The organism is Citrobacter sp. W9 (assembly GCF_026719375.1).
GTDB classification, from domain to species: domain Bacteria; phylum Pseudomonadota; class Gammaproteobacteria; order Enterobacterales; family Enterobacteriaceae; genus Citrobacter; species Citrobacter werkmanii.
Map to the genome: position 1 here is coordinate 21,632 of NZ_JAPPTE010000016.1, position 18,035 is coordinate 39,666.

Genomic DNA, 18,035 nt, shown 5'->3' on the forward strand with positions numbered 1-18,035 from the left:
CACCAAAAATGACAACGCCCCGAAAGTGCGGGAACACGATCAGGGCGTCTAACCACAACATTATACGAGGTAATGCTATGGCTGATGCTAATAGTACCACTAACGCCTGTTTTGCGTCTTCTTCTCCCATTCCGCAAGCCGATCTGCTTTATTTTCCACTCGCCGAGGCATTCCGCCATCTTGATTGTAGCCATCTCACCACCGAAGAAAATCTGGCGCTATCGTTTGGCTGTGAAGAGGCGCTGGCAGGGTTGTACCAGACGCTGAATTTTATGGGCGAAAGCCTGCTGACCATGGCGGGTGAAGGTCAGGAACATTTTGCGTATGAGAGCATATGCCAGTTAGGACACAGCCTGGTCAACATCAGCCAGTTGATTCCCGCGCTGGCGCAATTGGAAGCGAAAGCTGACCAGCAATTGTTCGCTGTTGCATAGTACCTAAAATAAACAGAGCGCCCATCCCTGGCGCTCTGTTCCTGCTACTTTACCCCGCCCGAGCAAATTCTGCCGCTTCGGCGATTAGCGCGTCATCCGGGCGTACGCCGGTGTACATGGCGAACTGCTCCACGGCCTGTAAGGCAATCACCTCTGCACCGCTGATGGTCTTTTTACCTAATTGCTGTGCCAGTTTGATTACCGGTGTTTCCGGCGGCAGGGCGACAACATCAAACACCACGCTGGCGGCAGCGACCATCGCTTCGCTGTAGGCCAGTTCATCGCTCTCTTTACCGCCAGCCATACCGACGGGCGTCACGTTGACCAGAATATCGCAGGCAATCCCTTCCGGCTGAGGTTGCCACTGGAAACCGTACTGTTTTGCCAGCGCCGGGCCGCTCTCACGATTGCGGGCGGCGACGATCACATCGTGAAAACCGGCATCGCGAAACGCGGCGATAACCGCTTTACCCATTCCACCGCTGCCGCGGATCATGACGCGTGCGTGGTTATCAAGCTGGTGGCTGGTAATCAGGCTTTTTACCGCAATGTAGTCGGTGTTAAATCCTGTCAGCGTACCGTTGTCATTGACGATGGTGTTGACGGAGTCAATGACTTTTGCGGAAGGATCGATGGCATCCAGAAACGGCATGCAACTCTCTTTAAACGGCATAGAGACCGCACAGCCGCGAATCCCGAGTGCGCGAACGCCTTTCACTGCGGCCTCAATATCCTGCGTAGTAAAGGCTTTGTAGATAAAATTTAACCCCAACTTTTCATACAAATAGTTGTGAAAACGTGTGCCGAAGTTGCCGGGTCGGCCGGCAAGCGACATGCACAGCTGGGTGTCGCGGTTAATCATGTTAAATCTCCTCGGCGTGAGACAATATGTACTGTTCGGCTTCCTGCGACCAAATCCCCTGATGACGCTTCAGGATATCGCGCAAGGCTGGATCATCAATCTGAGTGAGCGCGGTTAATGGTAAGGCTTTGCCGGTGTAAACCAGTTTTTTACCGCCACCGACCTGCGGCAGCTCCAGCGTTGTTTCACCTGCCGCATTCAATCCCAGAATGTGCGTCACCACTTTTGCCGCCTGAACTTTCTTCTCTTCGATCAGTTTTACCGCCGTGCGCATGTCGTCGGTATTGCCGCCAGATGTCCCAACATAATGGGTGAAGGCATAGTGCACGTCGTAGAAGTTAATCGGCGCGCTAAACTGCTTATCCTGCGGACCCGCAAAGAAGTTCATGCAGCCATCGGCAGCCAGCAGGGAAGAAGCCAGCGTGACCAGTTCTTCGTTGGGCACAAATACAAAGATGTCGTCAAACCCATGTCCGCCGCTCAATGCCATCAATGAGTCATAAGCCGCATCCTGGGCGTGGAGATAGTGGATTAACGTTTGTGGTTCTGATGGATAGTGCTTACGGGCGTAGCTCAACTTGTCGTTATTGGTGTCGGTTACCACCAGCAGCGCAGGGTTAACCGGGCCATGCAGTGCATAGTCGATCGCCAGTAGTCCCATTGGCCCGGTACCGCCGAGGATTAACGTGCGCCCCTGCGGACGAATGCCCATCTTATGGTTATAAGTGCCTTCCTGCAGGTGATAGTTGGCGTTGAATGCGCCAATCACGCAGGATAGCGGCTCAACCAGCGAGCCTTCAAAATAGGTTTCGCCTTCGTAGGCCAACAAGCAGTCCTGCTCCATGACTTCATCAGGAATGATGACGTGCGTGGCTTCACCGCCTACCCACGGGAAGGAGTAGCCGGGACAGTCCGGGCGATCCGGCAGTTGCAGGTTGGCCTGAATGACATAGCGTTGGCCGGGCTGAAACTTATGCTGCCATTTTTTCCCTACGGCGAGAATATCGCCGCAGAACTCGTGGCCGATGATGATCGGGTTGGTGGCCACATCGTCCGGCACTTTTTTGTGGTTCTCGCCCTGGTTAGCCTCTTTCCAGGAAGAAAGGCACAGGCTGTCGGTCACGACCGAAGCCAGAATTTCATCGTCCTGCATTTCGGGAAGGTCGAAGGTTTCCAGGCGCAGATCGCGTTTACCATAAAGGCGTAAAGCTGTTGTTGTTTGCATTGTTACCACCTCTTCCTCTTTCGAGGACAATTTATTGAAGGTGCCCCAGCATCGCCGGGGCGGAAAAATCAGGACAGGAAGCCCAGTGCGTTACCAATAATCCCCAGCGCAAACAGGGCGAAGATCAGCCATACTGGATTAATTTTTTTGTTGAGTAGCCGTACCATCAGCAGCGTCAGACCCAGCGCCAGCAGGCCAGGACAGAGTTGGTCGAGGATGTTCTGCACGGTCATGGTGACGGTGGCGCCGTCTGCGCCAGGCGTTTGCGATACCACCAGCGGCACGTTGATGCTGGTCCATTTGGTGACCAGTACCCCCATGACAAACAGGCCAAGAATTGATGCGCCTTCGGTCAGTTTTTGCAGCAGGTTGCCGCCCATGTCGCTGACGATATTGACCCCTTTACGAAAGCCAAGCTGTAAGCCGTACCACTTCATGGCAAGACGTACTGCATTGAAAATAAAGAAGAACAACAATGGGCCGAGAATGTTACCGGACAGTGCGAGCGAGGCGCCGAGCGCGGCGGTAATCGGGCGCAGCGTTCCCCATACCAGCGGATCGCCGACGCCGGCCAGCGGACCCATCAGCCCAACTTTGATGCCATTGATTGCGCCGTCGTCAATTTCAGCGCCGTTGGCGCGGGCTTCTTCCATCGCGGCGGTCACGCCAATCACCGGGCCGCAAACGGCAGGTGTGGTATTGAAGAACACCAGGTGACGTTTGAGTGCTGCAACCTGGTCCTCTTTCAGTGGATACAGCCGCTTGATGGCAGGGATCATGTCGTAGCAAAAGCCCAACCCATGAATGCGTTCAAAGTTGAATGATGCCTGTTGCAGGTTGGAGCGAACAAACATGCTAAACAGGTCGGATTTGGTCAGTTTTTTCTGTTCCATGGCTGGCTCCATTAGTCATCAAGCTGATCGAGAGCTTGAGAAGAGGCGGGTTGCGCCTGCGGTTCGGCTTTACGCCACTGTGGGTTCAACTGGATGTAGACCAGCGCGATAATCACGCCCACGCCACCGAAAGCCAGCAGGCTCAAATCGAGATACCCTCCGGCAATAAATCCGAGGAAGAAGAAGGGCATCAGGTACTTCACGCCCATCATGCGCAGCACCATGGCGTAACCGACCACCACGATAAAGCCACCGGCAATCTGCAATCCGCGGGTGACGAATTCTGGAATGGCGTTGAGCATATTGCTGACCATATCGGCGCTGACAAACAGCGAGACGATTAATGCAGGGATGGCAACGCGCAGCGCCTGTACGCCGAGAGCGGAAACGTGCAGCATGTCGATGGTGCGAAAGCGGGCCTCTTCGGCTGCTTTATCCGCCGCGTGCTGGAACACCACGGTGATGGTACGGGCAAAGACAGTTAGTACCTGACCTGCCGCCGCGACGGGCAGGGCGATGGCGATACCGGTAGCAATACTTTGCTGACCGACGATAACCAGAATGGCGGAGATAATACTGGCGAGCGCCGAATCGGGAGACTGCGCTGCGCCGACGTTCATCCAGCCAAGAGCGATTAACTCCAGCGTACCGCCGAGCATAATCCCGGTTTTTAAATCACCGAGGATCAGGCCGATAACGGTACAAGCAATTAGCGGGCGGTGGGTCTGGAACTCATCCAGCACGCTGCCCATTCCGGCAATACAGGAAAATAGGAATATGGCGATAATTTGTAGGGTACTTATTTCCATAATATGTCACCTTGTGAATGTGATCATCCCTGCCTGTTAAAGCATAAGTGCACAGGCATTTTTATTTATTCAGCGAAAGATTGTTCTTCTATTTTTTCGAGAATATTAATAGATGGATCGGATGCGACGACGCGTAAATCCAGCGTGACACCTAGTTTATCTAACTCACGAAACGCATTAATGTCGTCGCTGTCTAAAGAAACGGCTTTGGTTAATTGTTTTTTACCCGGTCGCCAGGCCATGCCGCCAATATTTAACGTGGCAATTTTTACCCCTTGTTTTACCATTGCTAAAACATCCTGCGGGCGGGTAAACAGATAAAAAACAGTTTCGCTCTGATATTGCGGGTTATGGTAAACAGCGACTGCCTTTTCGATATTAACGACGTTAACCTTCATTCCTGGCGGGGCTGCCTGACGTAATAATGTTCGACGTACTTCATCGTTATAAACGTCGTCATTGCAGATAATAATTCGTTGGGCATTCGCCACCTTCGACCAGACGGTGGTTACCTGACCGTGAATCAAGCGGTCATCGATACGAGCAAGGGTAATGTTCATCAGAAATCCTCTTCGGTCGTTTCCAGATGTTGCCAGACGACACAGGTTTGTTGAGCAATGGTCGTCAGGTGTTCGCACAGTTCATCCACATTCATACTGCTTTGGTTGTCTACCAGTTCCAGCGCTAATGGCAGCGACAACCCGCTAATGACGCGAATGGTGGGGTTTTGCATTGCCAGTGAAGCGGCAGCATTCCAGGGACTGCCACACTGCAGATCGACGGCAATCAGCCATTCATCATTAGCGTGAGCACTTGCTAACTTTTTCAGTTTTTCTACAATGTTGCTGGCGTTCTCCCCTGGGACAAATGCCACAGCTTCGACGTTGACATCGCCGTAGACCATCTGTACCGATTCCAGCATGGCGCAGGCCAGATTGCCGTGAGCACAGAAGATTGCATTGACCATAAAACCTCCTTAGCCGCGCGTTTTTCCGCCCGCAATGTTAGTGGTTACTCCGGTGATATAACTGGCGCGATCTGAGAGGAGATAACAAACAAAATCAGCGACTTCACTTAAACGTCCTGAACGACCGATCGGGATCGCGTTCCTGGTATAACCCTCACGCAGCTGTTCGACGGTGATGTTGCGGGTCCAGGCCAGCGCTTCTTCATACTCGGGGGTGCGCAGACCGGTTTTTTCCAGAATGCCAGGCGCAATTCCCACCACACGAATACCGTGTTTGCCCAACTCTTTCGACCAGGAGCGGGTAAAGCTATTCAACGCGGCTTTGGTGGCGGCATAGCAGCTTTGGCCCTCTGAACCTTCCAGCCCGCTTTCGGAAGAGACATTCACGATCACGCCGTTATGCTGTTTTACCATTTGGCGTGCCGTTGCTTGCGACATTAAGAACACACCTTTCTGGTTGATATTAACCATTTTTTCAAAAGCAGCTTCGTTGAGTTCGTATTGCCCGGCAGGTGCTTTTTCATCGACCAGCAGGCGCGGGAAGTTGACGCCAGCATTATTTACCAGTCCATCAATACGCCCATAGCGTTGGATAATTTCAGCAACAGTATGATTAACCGCTTTGGCGCTGGAAATATCTGTTGGCCAGAAATAATATCCGTCATGGCTATCATATTTACCTTCTCCACCATGAATATCTGCCATTTGCACATTAGCACCTTGTGCTAATAACTCCTCGACAATCGCCAGGCCAATTCCGGATGCACCACCGGTAACAATAATGACTTTGTCCTGCAGATTTAACCACGTTTGCATAATAAACTCCCGATTTCAGATAAGGGGATCCCACATAAAATTAATTATGGCAGGACCAATTATAATTTATTTACTTCAACAATAATTCAGCGGTATGACTGTTGGTGACTAAACAGTTAATATAATTCCCACGTAATGCGCCTAATATCCCACTGTATTTTTCTTCACCCATCGCAATACCAATGGAGTAACGTGCCTGTTTTAATTTATCGGTTTCGATGGCGAGCGTCTTTTCACTCATCCTGGTCTCTACGGTCACACCGTTGATATCGTAAAAGCGCGAGCAAATGTCTCCGGCGACATGGCGGGCATGCAGGTCATCACTCTCTTCGCTGCCGTAAAAAGCGTGCCAGTTGGCGCCATCGCGTATTGCCGGAGACCCAATTCCAACCAGCGCGACATCCAGATTATCCCAGTAAGCGGAAATCGATTTGAAGTGCCGGGACTGCATAATGCCGTTACGGATCAGCGGGTTTTCCAGCAGCGCCGGGAAATCGGCCAGGTGTGATTCCCCTTTCAGCTTTGCCGCGGCGCCGTAGGTCAGCGTATTGACGTGGTAGCGGCTTTCAAGTTTACCGGACGGTCCGCCGATAATCGGCACACAGATAAGCTGGCGTGACTGGCTGGCCGGGGATAATCCTTCAACCAATCCTCGCACCGCGCGACCCCATGAAAAACCAATAATGTCGCCGGGTTCCAGTAAGCGTTCCAGCAGCTGTGCGCCGTGCACGCCCATCATAGTGAGTTGTTCATCTTCCTGTTCGCTGTCGCAGGAGACTACGACCGCTTCTTTCAGGCCAAATTTCTGTTTTAGCTGCTGTTCCAGCCACAGATTTTCGTTGTAGTCATAATTAATGGCGATGGTGACGATACCCTGCTCGCGGCCACGTTTTAGTAATCGGCTGATCGTGGTGCGGTAAATCCCCAGCTCGCGGGCGATTTGCGCTTGTGTCATATCCTGCTCGTAATAAAGCTGCGCTATTTTTACGATCAGGCGGATATCATCGCTGTTTTCCATCGCCATTTTTGGACTCCTGCACATTTGTGCAAATCACGAAATTGCCTTCTTGATCTGATATAACCCCATCCTTTCCACATCTCAAAGCTATTTTCACTTATTTCAGCGCGTTAAACTGGCCGATTATGTTGCACATTTGATGTGGCGATAGCACGCTGTCGGCACAGATGTGCATGTTGCTCTAATGTATTGATTCTGCTTGTTTTCACTCAGCAAAATTGCAGGTATGCATTACTAACACTTTTGTGTCAAAAGCTGGGACAGATCACAAATAGTGCGGAGGCAGTCGGACACGATTATTTTTTATCGCCCGCAAGGTAGGGTATATTTCGCTTTTAATACACAAAATCATTCAAGTTGTATCAAGGCGGCAAGGGAACGAATCCCTGGGAGCATAGATTGCTATGCGACCTGGGTGAGTGAGGGCAGCCAACGCAGAGACAGCTTGAAGGATGAAGTGTATACAGGAGAAACTATGCTGCCCGACTCATCCATCCGACTAAATAAATACATCAGTGAAAGCGGAATCTGCTCGCGTCGCGAGGCGGATCGCTTTATCGAACAAGGGAATGTCTTCCTGAATGGTAAACGCGCCACCATCGGCGATCAGGTGATGCCTGGCGACGTCGTAAAAGTGAATGGTCGGTTGATTGAGCCGCGTGAAGCGGAAGATCTGGTCTTTATCGCGCTGAACAAGCCGGTAGGGATTGTTAGCACCACCGAAGACAGCGAGCGCGACAACATTGTTGATTTCGTGAATCACAGCAAGCGTGTGTTCCCAATCGGTCGTCTGGACAAAGATTCCCAGGGACTTATCTTTCTGACCAACCACGGCGACCTGGTGAATAAAATCCTGCGTGCCGGTAACGATCACGAAAAAGAGTATCTGGTGACGGTCGATAAGCCGGTCACTGATGACTTTATCCGTGGGATGGGGGCCGGTGTGCCTATTCTCGGTACCGTCACCAAAAAATGTAAGGTGAAGAAAGAAGCGCCGTTTGTGTTTCGCATTACGCTGATTCAGGGGCTTAACCGTCAGATCCGTCGTATGTGCGAACACTTTGGCTATGAAGTTACCAAGCTTGAGCGTACGCGTATCATGAACGTTGGTTTGTCTGGTCTGCCGCTTGGTGAATGGCGCGACCTGACAGATGACGAACTGATCGATCTGTTCAAGCTGATTGAGAACTCGTCCTCAGAAGCCAAACCGAAGGCGAAAGCGAAGCCAAAAACCGCAGGCATTAAGCGTCCGGTGGTGAAAATCGAAAAATCAGCGGAGAAAGAGAAATCGCGCCCGGCGGCAAACGGTAAGCGTTTTACTTCGCCGGGACGTAAGAAGAAGGGACGTTAACGTCTGCCGCGCGTCGGCGTATTTGCTGACCAGGAAAACGATGCTTCCGCATCCGGTTTATAGGCCTGCTTTTTCTTCAACTGGCGGGCTTTTTTTGCTTCTGCTTCGCGCAAGGCCATCAGTTTATCGATGTACTCTTTCTTGATGCTGTTGGTCTCTGCGTTGGTCAGCAGGCGACCATGTGCAATGCGCGCGCGGTCGAGCCGCGTTTTCAGTTCACGCTGCTCGCGCTCGGTCATCTCTTTTTGGGTAATGCGGGGGAGTGCCATAGGGGTGCCCTCTGTTAGCCGATATCCTCAGTGTACGGCAAAGTGCAGAGGCTGGGTAGGCCGGATAAGGCGTTAGCCGCCATCCGGCGACGTGTACGCACTATGCTTGATAGCGCTACACTTATCAGGCCTACAGCCGACAATTAGCGGCGTGCTTTCTCTTTAATCGGCTTACCGGACCAGTAGCCTGCCAGCAGCGAACCGGAAAGGTTGTGCCAAACGGAGAACAGCGCGCCGGGCAGGGCGGCAAGCGGGCCGAAATAGATTTTGCCCAGCGCAGCGGCCAGCCCTGAATTCTGCATGCCGACTTCAATAGCCAACGTACGACAGGTCGACTCGTCGAAACCAAACAGTTTTCCGCCCCAGTAGCCGCCGAGCAGGCCAATGGTGTTATGCAGGATAACGGCGATAATCACCACAAAGCCAACGGACGCAATGTGCGAAGCAGAGCCTGCCACGACGGCGCTGATGATCGCCAGGATGCACACCATAGAAAACGCAGGCAGAAAGGGCTCGACGGCTTTTACGACGCGTGGGAACAGATGGTGAATGACCAGTCCCAGGGCAATCGGAATGACCACGATCTGCAGAATACTCAGCAGCATACCCATCACATCCACCTGAATATGCGCATCGACATACAGCCGTGTCAGCAGCGGTGTGGCGACGACGCCGACCAACGTTGAAACGGATGAAATAGTCACGGAGAGCGCCACATCACCTTTTGCCAGATAGATCATGACATTAGACGCTGTTCCACTGGCGACGCTACCGACCAGCACCATGCCTGCGGACAGTTCCGGCGGCATATTAAAAGCCAGCGCCAAAATCCAGGCGGCGAGCGGCATCACCAGATAATGCAGGAAAATACCCGCGGCGACCGGCGCAGGACGTGAGAGTACACGTTTAAAGTCATCCACCTTCAAATGGACGCCCATGCCGAACATAATCAGCATCAGTAACGACGGCACGAATGGCCCGACAGGTGTAAAGGTGGAGGGCGTGTAATACGCAATAACAGAGAGCAGCAGCGCCCATAATGGGAACAGCCGCGTCAGAGTAGCGAGCATGTTATATTCCTTGCGATTGAAATGTGTTGTGTTGTTATAAAAAAGCCGGGTTCGAGCCCGGCTATAGTTATTGTTTATCGCGTGATGAAATATTATTCAAACAAATTATGGTGCAGCTTCTGTACCACCTGTTCGGCTTCGGTACCTGGCACCAGGAAGCACAGGTTATGGCTGGACGCGCCGTAGCAAATCATGCGGATGTTGAATGGCTCCAGTACGCCGAACACCTCTTTACCCACGCCGCAGGCTTTGGACAGGTCGTTGCCAATCAGCGCTACCAGCGCCAGGTCTTCTTCCACTTCAACCCGACACAGGGCAGACAGTTCCATCAGCAGAGACTGTGTTAACAGCGTATCGCCGGTAGACGTTGAACCGGTGGTATCCAGCGTCAGCGCCACGCTGACTTCCGATGTGGTAATTAAATCTACCGAGATGTTGTGGCGCGCCAGGATGCCGAACACTTCCGCTAAAAAGCCGCGAGAGTGCAGCATATTCAGGCTATGCAGCGTTAGCAGCGTTTGCTTACGGCGTAGGGCCAGGGCGCGGAACAACGGTGGATTTTGGGTTTTATTGCATACCAGCGTACCGCCTGCTTTTGGATCCTTACTGGAGCCAACAAACACCGGGATATCGCTACGTACGGCAGGTAACAGGGTTGCCGGGTGCAGCACTTTCGCGCCGAAGGTCGCCATTTCCGCGGCTTCTTCGAAGGCGATTTCATCAATACGTTTAGCGGCTGGAACGACGCGCGGATCGGTGGTGTAAATGCCGGGAACATCGGTCCAGATATCGACGCGCGTTGCGTGCAGCGCTTCAGCCAGCAGGGCGGCCGTATAATCACTGCCGCCGCGTCCCAGCGTGGTAGTGCGGCCTTTGCTTTCGCTGCCGATAAAGCCTTGAGTAATCACCAGACCTTCACTCAGACGTGGTGCTAACTGGAGCGTTGCCAGTTCGGCCAGCGCCGCGACGTCGGGTTCTGCACGACCGAAACGATCGTTAGTGCGCATCACTTTACGTACGTCAAACCACTGCGCTTGCACGTTGCGCTCACGCAGGATCTCAACAAACAGGAGGGTAGACATCAGCTCACCGTGGCTGACCAGTTCGTCGGTCAGCGCGGTTGAGGTCGCCAGTGACGCCGCCTCTGCCAGCGTGGTGATGTTTTCCAGCAGGCGTTCGATCTCTTCACGTATCACGTTTGGATAACGCAGGCGTTCCAGAATATTGAACTGAATTTGGCGAATGGCGTCGAGTTTTTCGAAGCGCTCGGTTGGCTCCAGCCCTTCCGCCAGAGCAACCAGCAGGTTCGTAATGCCAGCCGATGCGGAGAGCACCACTAACCGGACGTTCGCATCAGAAAGCACCACATCAGCGCTGCGATTCATGGCATCAAAGTCCGCCACGCTGGTACCGCCAAACTTGGAGACAACTACATCAGTCATAACTACCTCGTGTCAGGGAGTGAATAGAGCGACCATGGCACATAAGGCAGAACGGAAACCGGTGCAGGCGCAAATGCAAATACCGTATTTATAAATAAAATGTGTAGCTTGCACTGTCAACGCTGGGATTATGCGGATTTTTCATGCTGCAACTGCGTTGAGTAACGGTACTAATAACAACGCTGATAACGGCTATACTTTGTAGCCTCGTTTGGCGGATGCCCTGGCAATGGCATTAAAACAATCACACTTTTCTGTGACTGGCGTTACAATCGATCTCAGTCACAATTCTCAAAATCAGAAGAGTATTGCTAATGAAAAACATCAATCCAACGCAGACCTCAGCCTGGCAGGCACTACAAAAACACTTTGAAGAGATGAAAGACGTTACTATCGCCGATCTGTTCGCGAAAGATAGCGATCGTTTCACCAAATTTTCCGCGACGTTTGACGATCTGATGCTGGTGGATTTCTCCAAAAACCGCATCACTGAAGAGACGCTGGCCAAACTGCAGGATCTGGCGAAAGAGACCGATTTGGCAGGCGCCATCAAGTCCATGTTCTCCGGTGAGAAAATCAACCGTACCGAAGACCGTGCCGTGCTGCACGTGGCGCTGCGTAACCGTAGCAATACCCCAATCATCGTTGACGGCAAAGATGTGATGCCGGAAGTGAACGCGGTGCTGGAGAAGATGAAATCCTTCTCTGAAGCGATCATCTCCGGAAGCTGGAAAGGTTATACCGGCAAAGCCATTACTGATGTAGTGAACATCGGTATCGGCGGTTCCGACCTTGGTCCGTTCATGGTGACCGAAGCGCTGCGTCCGTACAAAAACCATCTGAACATGCACTTTGTGTCTAACGTCGATGGGACGCACATCGCTGAAGTACTGAAGAAAGTGAACCCGGAAACCACGCTGTTCCTGGTCGCATCTAAAACCTTCACCACCCAGGAAACTATGACTAACGCCCACAGCGCGCGTGACTGGTTCCTGGCGACCGCGGGCGACAACAAGCACGTTGCCAAACACTTCGCGGCGCTCTCCACCAACGGTAAAGCGGTTGGCGAATTCGGTATTGATACCGCCAATATGTTCGAATTCTGGGATTGGGTTGGCGGTCGTTACTCCCTGTGGTCAGCGATTGGTCTGTCGATCATCCTGTCCGTCGGTTTCGACAACTTCGTAGAGCTGCTGTCCGGCGCGCACGCGATGGACAAACATTTCTCCACTACCCCGGCGGAGAAAAACCTGCCGGTGCTGCTGGCGCTGATCGGTATCTGGTACAACAATTTCTTCGGTGCTGAAACCGAAGCGATCCTGCCGTATGACCAGTATATGCACCGTTTCGCGGCCTACTTCCAGCAGGGCAATATGGAATCCAACGGTAAATACGTGGACCGTAACGGCAATGCGGTGGATTACCAGACCGGCCCAATCATCTGGGGTGAGCCGGGGACTAACGGCCAGCATGCGTTCTACCAGTTGATCCACCAGGGCACCAAAATGGTACCGTGCGATTTCATCGCGCCGGCTATCACTCACAACCCGCTGTCGGATCACCATCCGAAACTGTTGTCTAACTTCTTCGCTCAGACCGAAGCGCTGGCGTTCGGTAAATCTCGTGATGTGGTTGAGCAGGAATATCGCGACCAGGGTAAAGATCCGGCAACGCTGGACCACGTGGTGCCGTTCAAAGTGTTCGAAGGCAACCGCCCGACCAACTCCATCCTGCTGCGTGAAATCACGCCGTTCAGCCTGGGTGCGCTGATTGCCCTGTACGAGCACAAAATCTTTACTCAGGGCGCAATTCTGAACATCTTCACTTTCGACCAGTGGGGCGTGGAGCTGGGCAAACAGCTGGCAAATCGCATCCTGCCGGAGCTGAATGATGATAAAGAGATTACCAGCCATGATTGCTCGACTAACGGTTTGATTAACCGTTATAAGTCCTGGCGCGCCTGATGACGCTGCGCTTATCCGGCCTACAGGCACACATTTGTAGGCCGGATAAGGCGTTTAGCCGCCATCCGGCATTAATGAAATAAAAAAGCCGATATTAATATCGGCTTTTTTATAAGATTGCTCCAGGATATCTACGCTTTTGCTTCACTCCCTAATTGAGCATAATCCTAAAATAATTAACTTAATGGAATTTCATTTCTGTTATTTTCAGAATTTACGGATATTGTATTTCTGGTGTGTATATTTTAACTGATTGATTTTGCTGTTTAATGTTATTAACTAATAATGGCAATCTACTTTCATTTCTCATTATCCTAAATTCCCGCCAGTCGTAATTTGCACACTTTGGCTTGTGTATACTCGATCTCGCCCGAAATTCTTTTGGGTAAATCTCCATTCATTAAATGAAGGGAATTTGTGATGAAAAAAGTTCTGTATGGCCTTTGGGCTATATCTGCGCTTGCGGCGACCTCTGTCTATGCTGCCCCCGTTCAGGTGGGTGAAGCTGCAGGGTCGGCTGCCGCGTCGGTTTCGGCAGGAAGTTCCTCTGCCACCAGCGTGAGCACCGTAAGTTCTGCGGTGGGGGTGGCCCTTGCGGCGACCGGTGGTGGTGATGGTTCTAATACCGGAACGACAACCACGACAACCACCAGTACCCAGTAATACCGGTACGTAGCCCCTAAATAATTCGCGTTGCAGGAAGGCGGCAAGTGAGTGAGTCCCCGGGAGCATAGATAGCTATGTGACCGGGGTGAGTGAACGTAGCTAACGCATCTGCAACGTGAAGTATGACGGGGATTAATTCTAACCACACTTCGGTGTGGTTATTTTGAATTGCCAAAAGCCTGCGGGATTTGTAGGCCGGGTAAGCGTTGCGCTCCCGGCAATAATGCGGAGAAGTGTCGTGAAGCGACCAGCGCTCATATTGGTTTGCCTGTTACTACAGGCGTGCTCGGCCACCACCGAAGGGCTGGGCCATTCGCTGTGGGATAGTGTGTTTGGTACTCCCGGCGTTCAGATGACGGATGATGAAATCCAAAACATGCCCTACGCCAGCCAGTATATGCAGCTCAATGGTGGTCCACAGCTGTTTGTCGTACTCGCGTTTGCAGAAAACGGACAACAGAAATGGGTGACTCAGGATCAGGCCATTCTCGTCACGCAGCATGGGCGCATTGTGAAAACGCAGCTCGGCGGTGACAACCTGATTGAGGTGAATAATCTGGCAGCAGACCCGCTCGTCAAACCCAATCAGATAGCCGATGGCGCAACATGGACCCGTACGATGGGCTGGACTGAACATCAGCAGGTGCGCTATGCCACCGCCCGCTCTGTTTTCACATGGGATGGCACTGACAGTATTCAGGTCGGCAGCGATGAAACGCCAGTGCGCATCCTTGATGAAGAGATAACGACCGATCAAACGCGCTGGCATAACCGCTACTGGATCGATAGCGAAGGGCAAATCCGTCAGTCGGAACAGTATCTGGGAGCTAACTTCTTCCCGGTGAAAACCACCCTGATTAAGGCGGCAAAATCATGATGAAACGAGCCGTAATGGCGCTGGTTTTTAGCCTGAGCGCACCCTCTGTTTTTGCTGCGGGCAATGTCAAAGTCATGATTGCAGGCAGCGCTGAACCCAAAATATTGACCGGTGCGGAGCGTCTGATCGATCTGGTTGGACAGCCGCGGCTGAGTAATAGCTGGTGGCCCGGAGCGGTCATCAGCGAAGAGCGGGCAACGGCAGCGGCAGAACGCCAGCGGCAGACACTACTGGCTCGTCTGGCAGCGCTGAGTGCTGAAGAAAGCGGTGACGATGCGGCGGCTATCAACGCATTACGCCAGCAAATTCAGGCGCTGAAGGTGACCGGCAGACAGAACATTAACCTTGACCCGGATGTGGTGCGCGTCAGCGAGCGAGGCAACCCGCCGTTGCAGGGCAACTACACGCTATGGGTTGGATCGCAGCCAACGCATATCACATTGTTTGGTTTGCTAAGCCGTCCGGGTAAACAACCGTTTGTGCCTGGGCGTGATGTCGCCAGCTATCTCGATGGGCAAAGTCGGCTCAGCGGAGCGGATCGCAGCTACGCGTGGGTCATCTATCCCGATGGACGCTCGCAAAAAGTCCCTATCGCTTACTGGAACAAACGTCACGTTGAGCCGATGCCCGGCAGCATCATTTTTGTCGGACTCTCTGATGCCTTCTGGAGCAGTACCCCGGATGAAATCAATGCCGATATTCTTCACACCCTGACCCAGCGGATACCTGAATAATGAGAAAAACTTATCTGCTCAGCTTACTGGCGCTGGGCGTAAGCGTTGCCTGTCACGGTGAAACATGGCCTGCGCCTATTGGTCCATCCCAGTCCGATTTTGGCGGCGTAGGCCTGCTGCAAACCCCGACAGCACGGATGGCGCGTGAAGGGGAAATGAGCCTCAACTACCGTGACAACGATCAGTACCGCTACTACTCTGCGTCGGTGCAACTGTTCCCCTGGCTGGAAACCACGCTGCGCTATACCGATGTGCGTACCAAAAAATACAGCAGCGTGGAGTCATTTTCTGGCGATCAGACATACAAGGATAAAGCGTTTGATCTCAAACTGCGGCTGTGGGAAGAGAGCTACTGGATGCCGCAGGTGGCCGTTGGCGCGCGGGATATCGGCGGGACGGGTCTGTTTGATGCGGAGTATATTGTAGCGAACAAAGCTTGGGGCCCGTTTGATTTCTCGCTCGGTCTGGGCTGGGGGTATCTTGGCACCAGCGGCAACGTCAGCAATCCGTTTTGCTCATACAGCGATAAATTCTGTCATCGCGATAACAGCTACAAGCAGGCTGGTTCTATTGACGGCAGTCAGATGTTTCATGGTCCGGCATCGTTATTTGGCGGCGTGGAATATCAGACACCCTGGCAGCCGCTGCGCCTGAAACTGGAGTATGAAGGCAATAATTACCAGCAGGATTTTGCGGGCAAGCTGGATCAAAAGAGCAAGTTTAACGTCGGCGCTATCTATCGCGTCACCGATTGGGCCGACGTTAACCTCAGCTATGAGCGCGGGAACACCTTTATGTTTGGGTTCACGCTGCGGACTAACTTCAACGATTTGCGACCAAACTATAACGATAACGCCCGTCCGAAGTATCAACCACAGCCGCAGGATGCGATTCTGCAACATTCGGTAGTGGCGAATCAGTTAACGCTGCTGAAATATAACGCCGGGCTGGCGGATCCCAAAATCCAGGTGCAGGGCGATACGCTGTATGTGACCGGCGAACAGGTGAAATATCGTGATTCGCGAGAAGGGATCGAACGCGCCAATCGGATCGTGATGAACGATCTTCCCGACGGGATCCGCACGATCCGGATTACCGAAAATCGCCTTAACTTGCCGCAGGTGACGACCGAAACGGATGTTTCCAGCCTTAAGCGACACCTGGAAGGTGAGCCGCTGGGTCATGAAACACAACTGGCGCAAAAACGCGTTGAGCCCGTGGTGCCGAAAACGACCGAGCAGGGTTGGTATATTGATAAGTCTCGCTTTGATTTTCATATCGATCCGGTGCTCAATCAGTCGGTGGGCGGCCCGGAAAACTTCTATATGTACCAGTTGGGCGTAATGGGAACTGCGGATTGGTGGGTGACCGATCATCTGCTGACCACCGGGAGTTTGTTCGCCAACCTCGCCAATAACTATGACAAATTTAACTACACCAACCCGCCGCAGGATTCGCATTTACCACGCGTGCGTACTCATGTGCGCGAGTATGTGCAAAACGATGTCTACGTGAATAACCTGCAGGCCAACTACTTCCAGTCACTCGGAAACGGGTTCTACGGACAGGTTTACGCTGGTTACCTGGAGACCATGTACGGCGGGGCGGGAGCCGAGGTGTTGTATCGTCCGTTAGACAGCAACTGGGCGTTTGGCATTGACGCCAACTATGTGAAACAGCGTGACTGGCGTAGCGCGCAGGATATGATGAAATTCACCGACTACAGCGTGAAGACCGGGCATTTGACGGCTTACTGGAATCCTTCATTCGCCCAGGATGTACTGGTGAAAGCCAGCGTCGGCCAGTATCTGGCGGGTGATAAGGGGGGAACGCTGGAAATTGCCAAACGCTTCGACAGCGGTGTGGTGGTGGGCGGCTATGCGACCATCACCGACGCCTCGCCGGATGAGTACGGAGAGGGCGATTTTACCAAAGGGGTGTACGTTTCCGTGCCGCTGGATCTCTTCTCTTCAGGCCCAACCCGCAGCCGTGCGGCGATTGGCTGGACGCCGTTGACGCGTGACGGTGGGCAGCAGCTTGGACGTAAGTTTGGTCTGTATGATATGACCAGCGACAGAAGCGAGAACTTCCGTTAATGTTTGATCGACCGGTGCGCTGCGCTTATCCGGCCTACATCGCCGGTCGGATAAGGCATTTATGCCGCCACCCGGCAACTTACAAACGACGCAATAATTTTGCCGGGTTGCCCGCGTACACGCCTTTCTCGGTAATCGATTTTGTCACCACGCTTCCCGCGCCGATGACTGCGCCATCGCAGATTGTGACTGCCAGAATGGTCGCCCCACTGCCGATCGAGACATCATTACCAATCGTAATTCTTCCCCAACTGGTGCGGTCGGCATTGGGTTTTCCTTGCCGAAACATATCGTTGGCGAACATCACGCCATGACCGATAAAACAGCGGGAACCGATGGTGACATATTCGCAGATGAAGGTGTGCGACTGAATTTTGCTATCTGCGCCAATCTGCGTGTTGCCCTGGATTTCAACAAATGGTCCGACAAAAACGTTGTCTTCCAGTATGCAGTCGTACAGGTTCGCCGGTTCATAAACCACCACATTCTCACCGCACGTGACGTTGCGGACAGCGGATTGACGAATATTCATCATTTATATC

General features: G+C 52.7%; 19 protein-coding genes. 7 read left to right on the top strand and 12 right to left on the bottom strand.

Annotated elements, in window-relative coordinates:
* Positions 1 to 77 precede the first annotated feature (77 nt).
* A complete protein-coding gene (locus OOJ59_RS19880; protein ID WP_121530048.1) occupies positions 78 to 434 on the top strand; it encodes a hypothetical protein in 357 nt (118 codons plus the stop codon).
* A 49-nt stretch (positions 435 to 483) separates the two neighbouring features.
* Here the strand turns inward: OOJ59_RS19880 and OOJ59_RS19885 are convergent, their stop codons facing one another.
* The 8 genes from OOJ59_RS19885 to OOJ59_RS19920 form a co-directional block, all read right to left on the bottom strand.
* On the bottom strand, positions 484 to 1,296 hold the full coding sequence (locus OOJ59_RS19885) for a shikimate 5-dehydrogenase (protein ID WP_087856548.1): 813 nt from the start codon (positions 1,294 to 1,296) through the stop codon (positions 484 to 486).
* A gap of 1 nt (position 1,297) precedes the next feature.
* Positions 1,298 to 2,521, bottom strand: a complete 1,224-nt coding sequence (gene sorE, locus OOJ59_RS19890) for an L-sorbose 1-phosphate reductase (RefSeq protein WP_160955806.1) — start codon at positions 2,519 to 2,521, stop codon at positions 1,298 to 1,300.
* Between the two features lie 68 nt (positions 2,522 to 2,589).
* Positions 2,590 to 3,414, bottom strand: coding sequence for a PTS system mannose/fructose/sorbose family transporter subunit IID (locus OOJ59_RS19895; RefSeq protein ID WP_048216971.1), 825 nt, complete (start codon positions 3,412 to 3,414; stop codon positions 2,590 to 2,592).
* 11 nt (positions 3,415 to 3,425) lie between these two features.
* On the bottom strand, positions 3,426 to 4,223 hold the full coding sequence (locus tag OOJ59_RS19900; RefSeq protein WP_042313048.1) for a PTS mannose/fructose/sorbose transporter subunit IIC: 798 nt from the start codon (positions 4,221 to 4,223) through the stop codon (positions 3,426 to 3,428).
* Positions 4,224 to 4,288: 65 nt separating this feature from the next.
* The gene (locus OOJ59_RS19905; RefSeq protein WP_087856546.1) at positions 4,289 to 4,783 is read right to left on the bottom strand and encodes a mannose/fructose/sorbose PTS transporter subunit IIB; all 495 of its coding nucleotides are present in this window, start codon (positions 4,781 to 4,783) and stop codon (positions 4,289 to 4,291) included.
* Entirely contained in the window at positions 4,783 to 5,190 is a 408-nt protein-coding gene (locus OOJ59_RS19910) for a mannose/fructose/sorbose PTS transporter subunit IIA (RefSeq protein ID WP_160955805.1), read from the bottom strand. The genes OOJ59_RS19905 and OOJ59_RS19910 overlap by 1 nt, the downstream gene beginning before the upstream one ends.
* 9 nt (positions 5,191 to 5,199) lie before the next feature.
* Positions 5,200 to 6,006 carry an SDR family oxidoreductase gene (locus tag OOJ59_RS19915; protein WP_160955804.1) on the bottom strand — a complete coding sequence of 269 codons (807 nt, stop codon included), beginning with the start codon at positions 6,004 to 6,006 and terminating at the stop codon, positions 5,200 to 5,202.
* 70 nt (positions 6,007 to 6,076) lie between these two features.
* Positions 6,077 to 7,024, bottom strand: coding sequence for a sugar-binding transcriptional regulator (locus OOJ59_RS19920; RefSeq protein WP_139815604.1), 948 nt, complete (start codon positions 7,022 to 7,024; stop codon positions 6,077 to 6,079).
* A 475-nt stretch (positions 7,025 to 7,499) separates the two neighbouring features.
* Between OOJ59_RS19920 and rluF the strand changes: the two genes are divergently transcribed.
* Complete coding sequence (gene rluF / locus OOJ59_RS19925; protein ID WP_008786901.1) at positions 7,500 to 8,375, top strand: 23S rRNA pseudouridine(2604) synthase RluF; 876 nt, start codon at positions 7,500 to 7,502, stop codon at positions 8,373 to 8,375.
* Here the strand turns inward: rluF and OOJ59_RS19930 are convergent.
* From OOJ59_RS19930 to lysC, 3 genes are all read right to left on the bottom strand, one after another.
* Positions 8,372 to 8,644: a DUF3811 domain-containing protein gene (locus OOJ59_RS19930; RefSeq protein ID WP_160955803.1), complete on the bottom strand. Its 273-nt coding sequence runs from the start codon at positions 8,642 to 8,644 to the stop codon at positions 8,372 to 8,374. The genes rluF and OOJ59_RS19930 overlap by 4 nt on opposite strands.
* Before the next feature lie 143 nt (positions 8,645 to 8,787).
* A complete protein-coding gene (panS, locus tag OOJ59_RS19935; RefSeq protein WP_069325174.1) occupies positions 8,788 to 9,714 on the bottom strand; it encodes a ketopantoate/pantoate/pantothenate transporter PanS in 927 nt (308 codons plus the stop codon).
* Between the two features lie 92 nt (positions 9,715 to 9,806).
* Positions 9,807 to 11,156, bottom strand: a complete 1,350-nt coding sequence (gene lysC, locus OOJ59_RS19940; protein ID WP_038636225.1) for a lysine-sensitive aspartokinase 3 — start codon at positions 11,154 to 11,156, stop codon at positions 9,807 to 9,809.
* A gap of 314 nt (positions 11,157 to 11,470) precedes the next feature.
* Between lysC and pgi the strand changes: the two genes are divergently transcribed.
* The 5 genes from pgi to OOJ59_RS19965 all read left to right on the top strand — a co-directional run bounded on the left by pgi (position 11,471) and on the right by OOJ59_RS19965 (position 17,493).
* A complete protein-coding gene (gene pgi, locus OOJ59_RS19945) occupies positions 11,471 to 13,120 on the top strand; it encodes a glucose-6-phosphate isomerase (RefSeq protein WP_160955802.1) in 1,650 nt (549 codons plus the stop codon).
* A gap of 420 nt (positions 13,121 to 13,540) precedes the next feature.
* Entirely contained in the window at positions 13,541 to 13,783 is a 243-nt protein-coding gene (yjbE, locus tag OOJ59_RS19950) for an exopolysaccharide production protein YjbE (RefSeq protein ID WP_003826562.1), read from the top strand.
* A gap of 241 nt (positions 13,784 to 14,024) precedes the next feature.
* Complete coding sequence (locus tag OOJ59_RS19955) at positions 14,025 to 14,663, top strand: YjbF family lipoprotein (RefSeq protein WP_121529826.1); 639 nt, start codon at positions 14,025 to 14,027, stop codon at positions 14,661 to 14,663.
* Positions 14,660 to 15,397, top strand: coding sequence for a capsule biosynthesis GfcC family protein (locus OOJ59_RS19960; RefSeq protein ID WP_193157157.1), 738 nt, complete (start codon positions 14,660 to 14,662; stop codon positions 15,395 to 15,397). Before OOJ59_RS19955 ends, OOJ59_RS19960 begins: the two co-directional genes overlap by 4 nt.
* A complete protein-coding gene (locus tag OOJ59_RS19965; protein ID WP_038636233.1) occupies positions 15,397 to 17,493 on the top strand; it encodes a YjbH domain-containing protein in 2,097 nt (698 codons plus the stop codon). Before OOJ59_RS19960 ends, OOJ59_RS19965 begins: the two co-directional genes overlap by 1 nt.
* 79 nt (positions 17,494 to 17,572) lie before the next feature.
* Here OOJ59_RS19965 and OOJ59_RS19970 read toward each other — a convergent pair whose 3' ends face one another.
* Positions 17,573 to 18,025: an acyltransferase gene (locus OOJ59_RS19970; RefSeq protein WP_069325179.1), complete on the bottom strand. Its 453-nt coding sequence runs from the start codon at positions 18,023 to 18,025 to the stop codon at positions 17,573 to 17,575.
* Between the last annotated feature and the right edge of the window lie 10 nt (positions 18,026 to 18,035).

Excerpts from the sequence above, each read along its gene's own strand:
- OOJ59_RS19885 (WP_087856548.1), bottom strand. The coding sequence starts at position 1,296 with ATGATTAACCGCGACACCCAGCTGTGCATGTCGCTTGCCGGCCGACCC.
- OOJ59_RS19895 (WP_048216971.1), bottom strand. The coding sequence starts at position 3,414 with ATGGAACAGAAAAAACTGACCAAATCCGACCTGTTTAGCATGTTTGTT.
- yjbE (WP_003826562.1), top strand. The coding sequence starts at position 13,541 with ATGAAAAAAGTTCTGTATGGCCTTTGGGCTATATCTGCGCTTGCGGCG.
- pgi (WP_160955802.1), top strand. The coding sequence starts at position 11,471 with ATGAAAAACATCAATCCAACGCAGACCTCAGCCTGGCAGGCACTACAA.
- OOJ59_RS19960 (WP_193157157.1), top strand. The coding sequence starts at position 14,660 with ATGATGAAACGAGCCGTAATGGCGCTGGTTTTTAGCCTGAGCGCACCC.
- OOJ59_RS19965 (WP_038636233.1), top strand. The coding sequence starts at position 15,397 with ATGAGAAAAACTTATCTGCTCAGCTTACTGGCGCTGGGCGTAAGCGTT.
- OOJ59_RS19880 (WP_121530048.1), top strand. The coding sequence starts at position 78 with ATGGCTGATGCTAATAGTACCACTAACGCCTGTTTTGCGTCTTCTTCT.
- OOJ59_RS19930 (WP_160955803.1), bottom strand. The coding sequence starts at position 8,644 with ATGGCACTCCCCCGCATTACCCAAAAAGAGATGACCGAGCGCGAGCAG.
- sorE (WP_160955806.1), bottom strand. The coding sequence starts at position 2,521 with ATGCAAACAACAACAGCTTTACGCCTTTATGGTAAACGCGATCTGCGC.
- panS (WP_069325174.1), bottom strand. The coding sequence starts at position 9,714 with ATGCTCGCTACTCTGACGCGGCTGTTCCCATTATGGGCGCTGCTGCTC.
- OOJ59_RS19920 (WP_139815604.1), bottom strand. The coding sequence starts at position 7,024 with ATGGAAAACAGCGATGATATCCGCCTGATCGTAAAAATAGCGCAGCTT.
- OOJ59_RS19910 (WP_160955805.1), bottom strand. The coding sequence starts at position 5,190 with ATGGTCAATGCAATCTTCTGTGCTCACGGCAATCTGGCCTGCGCCATG.
- OOJ59_RS19970 (WP_069325179.1), bottom strand. The coding sequence starts at position 18,025 with ATGAATATTCGTCAATCCGCTGTCCGCAACGTCACGTGCGGTGAGAAT.
- lysC (WP_038636225.1), bottom strand. The coding sequence starts at position 11,156 with ATGACTGATGTAGTTGTCTCCAAGTTTGGCGGTACCAGCGTGGCGGAC.
- OOJ59_RS19905 (WP_087856546.1), bottom strand. The coding sequence starts at position 4,783 with ATGAACATTACCCTTGCTCGTATCGATGACCGCTTGATTCACGGTCAG.
- rluF (WP_008786901.1), top strand. The coding sequence starts at position 7,500 with ATGCTGCCCGACTCATCCATCCGACTAAATAAATACATCAGTGAAAGC.
- OOJ59_RS19915 (WP_160955804.1), bottom strand. The coding sequence starts at position 6,006 with ATGCAAACGTGGTTAAATCTGCAGGACAAAGTCATTATTGTTACCGGT.
- OOJ59_RS19900 (WP_042313048.1), bottom strand. The coding sequence starts at position 4,223 with ATGGAAATAAGTACCCTACAAATTATCGCCATATTCCTATTTTCCTGT.